The sequence below is a fragment of the Serratia sp. X10 genome, assembly GCF_017811775.1.
In the GTDB taxonomy this organism is placed as follows: domain Bacteria; phylum Pseudomonadota; class Gammaproteobacteria; order Enterobacterales; family Enterobacteriaceae; genus Serratia; species Serratia ureilytica.
In genome coordinates this window covers 247,844-254,888 of the sequence record NZ_JAEIOH010000007.1, presented here as the reverse complement: position 1 = coordinate 254,888, position 7,045 = coordinate 247,844, and the positions used below count along the sequence as shown (strand labels likewise).

The following is a 7,045-nucleotide window of genomic DNA, read 5'->3' as shown; positions in this document are numbered from 1 at the left end:
TTCCCTGCCGGTGAAAGCATAATAAAAGTCCTTTCAATAACGAATTAACCGTCAGTACGAGAAAAAATCAAAAATAATCCAGCTTAAAACGCACTGTGGAAAAATACGCTCCCGCCTTCAACGGCTGGTGATTCGGCATCAACGTCATGGAATAATTCAGCACTCTATTTCCCGGTATTATTCCTTCCATCGGTAAGGGTTTCCCTGGAATAATCGGCGTGCCGCTGCTGTCTTTTATCTTCAATGCGACGCCGCGCGCCTCGCCCTGTACGCCAAACAGAGCGCCTTCCGCATAACCATCAAACGTGACCTGAAAGAATTTCCAATCAGGTTTGTTTTCCGGCCGTTCCAAAATGCAGTTGACCAATTCAATACTGAAAGGTTTGGTCATCCCCTGGCCATCACGAATGATTTGCCCGAGAGGAAGAGTGTCCATATCGATCGTCTGATCGCGGCTGCCGGCGGCAATGGCGCAGGCGGTGTCGATAATGGCGCCGTGCATGCTGACTTTGCCCCACCCCTGTACGGCGTTAGTTGCACTGCTATTCGCAAACGCCAACGACGCCAAAAGAACGGCACCCGCTCGATTCCTTGGTAAAAACATCGCGACATTCCTTTGACAGGGAGATTCACCAGGCATGCGGCGAGCCCCATGCCTGGTTGATTAAGCCTTCGGACTCACTTACTGATAAGCCAGGGTGAAATCGGCTACGGCGGTGAAGTCGCCCGGAACGATGGCGGCGGAAGCGCCTTCACCCTGCAGGTAGGCGGCGAAATGCAGGGTGTTATTACCAGGATTTAGCGTTTGTGCAGTAGTTGCCTGACCCAATTTCACCGGTTTACCACCGTATGTAATAACTACGCCTGCACCACTAGCTGTACCAGTAATTCCCAGAAGAGATGTATTTACTGTCGACGATGCACCGGTGAAAGTGGCTTTTACAGTTTTTGAAGTTGGGAAATCGCACTGCTCGAGATCGATTGAGAAATCTACGGCCTTAGATTTTCCAGAGTTTTTTAACGCCACATTGGAAATTGAACCTAGATCAACTTCTTGATTAGCAGTTTTACTTGAGATAGAGCAAGGTGCATCAATGATAGAGCCCTTGAATGTAACTTTCCCTTGTCCCTGATCTGCTGCTTGTGCATAGAAGTTTGCACCAAATGCAACCGCTGCAGCCAAGATAATTTTTTCAATTTTCATAAAATCTACATTCCTTAATAGAAAATTGTGCTTACTAACTAAATGAAAGGTTTTAGCTAACTAAAAATCAGTCACTTAGAATAACTTCAGTTTAGTTTTGAACACAACACCTGGCCGCAATACAGCTAGTTAATTCTAAGGTAAATTTACTTATGCAAAATAACTAAATAGATAAACACACATAGTTAAGCCAGTGTTTTTGCTCTGCCTAGATATCTTGTCAAACCAATCTTAATAAGAAAAGTTTTTTTTACAAAAAAGCAAAAAATCAATATTTATTCCCTAGCCAGAGTTAATTAGCGACATTAATTAGCGATATAGATCGCAAAAAAAAATTTTTCAGCATTTAATGCTTTTTTTAAGTAAAATGCAACCTATCAGATCGCAAAGAGACCTCTGTGTAATATAATCATCCAATATTTTGTTTGGTCGCTACAGCTCACGCTACACAAACGCACCAATCTAGGTAAAAGCGAAAAAGCCTTCATGACTGAAATCTAAGAACAAAGTTTTTCTAGATTTGTAAGGGTTCAAAACCCTTCTTAGCCGTAGATGACTATCGAGATACCAAGGGGAAAAATGGAAGATTTGTCTAGCAAACAGAAAGAAACACGTAAGTTACAGCAAGATCTACTTGCTGCATTACTTGATATGTCACCACAACATTATCAGGCTACTGAGCTTCCGCCACAGCATAATTGGATGACGACAAGGCAATTAGCAAATGCAGTAAACGTCGGGGTATATCGAGCTAGACACCTTTTGCTAAATATGCTTGATAGAGAAGAGGTGATTGTAACAGATGGCCCTATAGGAAAATCACTGAGGTGGTATCCTACCGCTCTACTCGTCGTCAACAAAGACGACACATAAAAAAGATGCATTTGGTGAATAAAATTCGCTAAGTTATCCCTAATGAGTAGTTTGCAACACCTCATTGCAGCACAAGCCGAAAAAAATTTATCTATTGAGACATAATCATGAATAGAATAATACATCTACTACTCCGTTCTTCTTTAGCATTATCTTTCATGATGACTGCCAACGCTAACGCGTTTGACTGCACAACCTCCGATGGTCGCACTATTGGTGCCGGAGGCTCACAAACGCCGGTAGACGTACGCGTAACCATCGGCCCTCAATTATCTTATGGCAAAAATGAAATCGTCAACGTAAGTCAAGTAACCTGCAAAAATACTATCGCGAGCTGGTATGACTATCTCAAAACAGATAGCAATGCACTATCCGTCAGTGGCGCTCTTAGATCTGTTAGCACTGGTATGACAATTAACGGGGCTGACTATTTATCGCCAATACGAGCAGGTATAAACGTATTGACACTGACTAATTTACAAAGTGGATCCATTCCTATTCGGGTTTATATTGTTTTAAACCGCTCACCTACATCAGATATTAAGATAAACAAGGGCGACATAATAGGTCAAGTAAACTTTGTTCAGTCTAATGATCAGTCAGGATGCCCAAATTGCGGCCCTTATCGTTGGCGTCTAATCGCAAATAACGATGCCTATTTTGTTACAACCACCTGCTCCATCAATAACGGCCAGCAGATAAATGTTGACTTCGGTTCGATTCGCCAAGACTTTTTAACCCAGAGCCCAAACAACTCTCAGATTAGCCAGAATAAAAGTATTACTTATCAATGTGATGATCTTAGCTCCACACAGGACATTTTAGTTCAATTAATCAGCGACCCAACTAGCTTCTCGAGCGACTTTATAAAAACGACCAATCCGGATATTGGTGTAGCCATGGTTTATAACGGAAATGTGGTTAAGCCCAATAATACCTTTAGAACTCGTATCGTTAACGGTCTTGGCAGCGATACCGTAACCTTTGTACCAGTAAAGAGGAATGTTCCCTATACCAGCTTAAGTACAGGACCTTTATCAGGCTCTGCAACATTGCTCTTCAGCGCTCCTTGAAAATAGTGGAGAATATATAAAATGATGATACGAAGATGTCATGTTCTACTGCTAGCACTGAGTCTGCATACAACCTTTGCTCAGGCTGCTGACCAGGGAACCAAGATCAGCATAACCGCAACAGTGGTTGCGCCCCCTCCTTGCGTTATCAACGACGGACGCACTATTGATATAGATTTCGGCAATGTTGGCATTAACCGTATCGATGGTAATCGATACATGCAACGTATTGATTATAGCATAAAATGCGATTTTCTAGATAACAGCCGTCAGTTGAAAATGAAAATTATTGGTACCGCAGCGACTTTTGACTCTAGCATATTAGGAAGTAACATTAATGGATTAGGCATCAAACTTTTGGCGAACGGAAGATCTTTCGCAATTAATACGCCTCTAGACATCACCTACTCCAGCCCACCGACACTTGATGTAGTGCCTGTAAAAAAAGGTTCAGTGCATCTGACAGAAGGTAAATTCACAAGCGGCGCAACTATGTTAGTAGATTATTTCTAGTGATTTACATATTGTCGGATTAAGCTCTCTCAGTCACCACTTGAACATAATTAGGATCAAACTCATCTTCGAGACGAAAAAAAATACTACGAGATAGTATAATCATTAGGAAAATCTTAAATCGTTAGGCCGCGTAGAAAGTCAAGTTTTCTTGCTATCTTGCGAGCTGCCTCCAGCTCACTGCAGCCAAATTCCTGCATTAGCGCGCGGCGTTCGGCCTTCTCTTCTTTCTCCGTCATCCCCAGCGCCAGGTACAGGCTCGGTGGTACTGCACGGAACAGCGCCACGAGTTTTCTCGACAGAACCACACCTTCGGTATAGCAACCCGACAATTTACTGGCCGACAGTAACACCGCCTTTTGCTCCTCGGTCAGCGCCTTGAAGCGAGCAATGTCGTTGACCTCCTCCGGCGGCATGGTCAGACAGACCCACCACTCCGCCATGTTCAGCATCTTCTCGGCAATATCCGGGAAGTCTTTCAGGTTCTGCGTGGCCAGCCACAGCCAGGCACCGAGCTTACGCCACATCTTGACAATTTTGGTTATGTACGGCGCCAGCAGCGGGTTCACCGTCACAATGTGCGCCTCATCCACCGCGAACACGATATCCTGCTCCGAGTACTGGTCTCGTTCGGCAATGTTGTTGATGGTGTTGGTCAGGCTCACCATCGTCAGCGCCATCTGCGCCTCATAGCCCTCACGAGCCAGATGCCCCAGGTCAATCAGAGTTACATCCGCCTCTGGCCACAGGCTGCCCTCACGGTTAAACAGCTCTGCTTCAAAACTGCCGGCCTGGGTAAACATCCCGAGCGACTCCGCCATTTCGGCCGCTTTGGCCCGGCGCTGGACGTTACGGATATCACTCCCTTCGTCTTTGGATATGGCGTACAGTGCCTTCTGCAGGTCTGCCGGCAACATCTGCCGCCCTTCGTCATAGGTCTGCCGCGCTGCCATCAGCAACGCCTCACGGATCATCGCGCGGTCAGCGCGTTTCAGTTCATGTTCTTCCTTCGCATCGCCGCCGGTGATCATCATGCGCGCCGAGATTTCCATTTCTCCCAGGTAATCGCGCTTATCTTCATCCTCGTCGTCATCGGCATCGATGTCCGGCAGGTCATTTTCATCCAGGGCCAGCGAGGTTAACGCATCGTCGACGAGTTTATGCGCGTAGGAGAACGGCGGCAGCGAGACGCCACTGCCCGGTTTGATACTCACCTTGTTGACGCTGAGCCCCAGGCTTTCGAAATAATCGGCCAGCAGTCCGAACGAGTTCCCCGCTTCGGCAATAAACAGCCGCGGTCGGTGTATTGCCATCAGCTGTGACAGAGTCGCGCACAACGTCGCCGACTTCCCCGCACCGGTCGGACCAAAATACAGCATGTGCGCATTCTGACTCCGGTCGTGCTTGTTGAGCGGATCAAACGTCAGCGTATCCCCGCCGCGGTTGAAGAAGCTCATGCCGGGGTGACCGGTCCCGGTTTCGCGGCCGGTCACCGGCAAAAGCCCCGCCAGGTGTTGCACCCAGGTCAACCGGGTATACCAGTGTTTCTTGTCCGTCTCCGGGTTAAAACACATCGGCAGCGCCCGCAGGTAGGTATTGAGCGGCGCCACATCAAACTCCGGGCGAACCGGCTGCAAGCCGGCACCGAGCAGCACGTTGGTGAGCTCGACGCGCTTGTGATTAAGCGCGGTCAGATCGCCGGCACGCAGCAGGAAGGTGATACCGGCACGGTACAGCTTGTGACGATTACCAAGGTATTCCTTTACCTGAGCCACGTCCTGACGCACGCGCCCGGATTCGGTGTTCTCACCGACGGCATTCTTGGCAAGCCGGTTAAAATCGTTTTCCAACGTGTCCTGGGGCTGCACCACAATGGTCATACATACCATCGTCCCTTCCGGGAACAGATCCATCAGCGCGTTGATTTTCTTCTCGCCGCGTTTCATTTCACCGGTAATGGTGCCCGGCTCCGGCGGACGGCGCAGTTTCTCGACCGGAATGGCGCAATGCGCCTGATTATCGAACCACCATACGCCGTGGTCAGGATCGGATACGGGCGGGGTGAACAGCAGGGTTTCGGCAAAATCATTCTGCACCGGCATCGCGCCTTCCGGGGTGTCACGGCTGTCAAAATAGGCGGCATCGCGGTACAGCGTCTCTTTATCCACCCACTCCGGGCTGGGGTTAAAATGACGCAGCAACCAGTCATGGACCTGCGCCCCGTTCTGGCGCACGCAGGCAACGCCGGCACCAGCCAGGGCCCCGGTCACGCGCTCACAGGTCTGATTGAGCATGGCAATCGGTGGCATCGGATCATGATTGCTCTTGCCAATCCAGCGATAGACCACCATGCGGGTCCGTCGCTGCTGCCCACGCCATGGCTGGTCTGTTATCAGCGTATCTTTGAACAGACCTTCCGGACGGGCAATCCCGCGCAGATGGCGCTCGGTCTCTTTCAACCAGTCTTCAGTAAACGCACTGCCCTGCGCGTGGGGTTTGACATACTGTCGCAGCCTGCCGATATACGCCTCGACATTGTTTTCGTCCTGGCAGAAGAACTGCACGATCCAGGGGTTTTCATCATGTTCGTCAAACGAGTCCTGCAGGGCATCCTCCACCGTGTCACGCATCTGCTCCAGGCGATCGTCCGTCCGCCCTTCGGTCGCCACCGGCGTGATGTCAAACACAGCGCCGACAGATACGCCGTCATCGAGCAGGATACACTGCTCGCGGTCGAGAAACTCCGCCCAGGGCAGGTAATCAACAATGGACGGATTGGCGTGGTACACCTGCTGCTCATCCTTTACCGTCATCTTGCCCTGGCGCCGTAATGGCTCACGGCCGTCGACAGACAGCGGCACACCGTCCTCGGTCACGTTCAGTGCGTCCTGGGCAACAGCTGCCGGCGTTTTTCGCGCCAAGCGCTTTTTATCAAACAGGGAAAACCGCATCAGTAAGCCTCCGTCCGTTCACCCAGCATCGCATACTGCACCTGGCTGTAGAAAGGAAACACGGTGCTGTACCCCGGCACCGGCGCGTTGCCATCCGCCAGGTGCGGATACACATACATCACAAGATCGGGATTCGGCAGGCGCGGGAACTGCTGGCTGATTTCGCTTTCCTGCGTGCGGCTGTAGCTGCGATCGCTCGCGGCTGTTGCCTGGCTTTCGCCCTCAGTGAGCGGCCTGCGCAGGCTGTCGCGCGCTGCTACAGCATTGCGCGCCGTTCCGCCGCCATCCTCACCCTGCCACAATTCCAGCATCGAGCTGTCGCCCGGTGGCAGCATTTCCTCTTTCGACGTTGAACAGCCGGTCAGTGCGATAGCGCCGACCATCACCGCGACGGCCATAACTCGATTAAACAGATTTTTCCGCATGATTAT

The 7,045-nt window shown here is 49.9% G+C and carries 7 protein-coding genes; 3 read left to right on the top strand and 4 right to left on the bottom strand.

Features of this window, described 5'->3' with window-relative positions; all coding sequences use genetic code 11:
- Window positions 1-67: 67 nt before the first annotated feature.
- The gene (locus J9788_RS20935; protein WP_182265397.1) at window positions 68-604 is read right to left on the bottom strand and encodes a fimbrial protein; all 537 of its coding nucleotides are present in this window, start codon (window positions 602-604) and stop codon (window positions 68-70) included.
- A gap of 78 nt (window positions 605-682) precedes the next feature.
- Window positions 683-1,204 (bottom strand): fimbrial protein, encoded by a 522-nt coding sequence (locus J9788_RS20930; protein ID WP_182265398.1) that lies wholly within the window; start codon window positions 1,202-1,204, stop codon window positions 683-685.
- Between the two features lie 579 nt (window positions 1,205-1,783).
- Here J9788_RS20930 and J9788_RS20925 point away from each other — a divergent pair.
- From J9788_RS20925 to J9788_RS20915, 3 genes are all read left to right on the top strand, one after another.
- Window positions 1,784-2,077, top strand: a complete 294-nt coding sequence (locus tag J9788_RS20925; protein WP_182265399.1) for a hypothetical protein — start codon at window positions 1,784-1,786, stop codon at window positions 2,075-2,077.
- 158 nt (window positions 2,078-2,235) lie between these two features.
- Window positions 2,236-3,150 carry a fimbrial protein gene (locus J9788_RS20920; protein ID WP_227414631.1) on the top strand — a complete coding sequence of 305 codons (915 nt, stop codon included), beginning with the start codon at window positions 2,236-2,238 and terminating at the stop codon, window positions 3,148-3,150.
- 21 nt (window positions 3,151-3,171) lie between these two features.
- Window positions 3,172-3,663 (top strand): fimbrial protein, encoded by a 492-nt coding sequence (locus J9788_RS20915; RefSeq protein WP_227414632.1) that lies wholly within the window; start codon window positions 3,172-3,174, stop codon window positions 3,661-3,663.
- Window positions 3,664-3,779: 116 nt separating this feature from the next.
- On the opposite strand, the gene J9788_RS20910 is transcribed toward J9788_RS20915, so the two are convergent.
- Window positions 3,780-6,614 (bottom strand): conjugative transfer ATPase, encoded by a 2,835-nt coding sequence (locus tag J9788_RS20910; RefSeq protein ID WP_182265400.1) that lies wholly within the window; start codon window positions 6,612-6,614, stop codon window positions 3,780-3,782.
- On the bottom strand, window positions 6,614-7,039 hold the full coding sequence (locus J9788_RS20905) for a TIGR03751 family conjugal transfer lipoprotein (RefSeq protein ID WP_182265401.1): 426 nt from the start codon (window positions 7,037-7,039) through the stop codon (window positions 6,614-6,616). The genes J9788_RS20910 and J9788_RS20905 overlap by 1 nt, the downstream gene beginning before the upstream one ends.
- Window positions 7,040-7,045 lie beyond the last annotated feature (6 nt).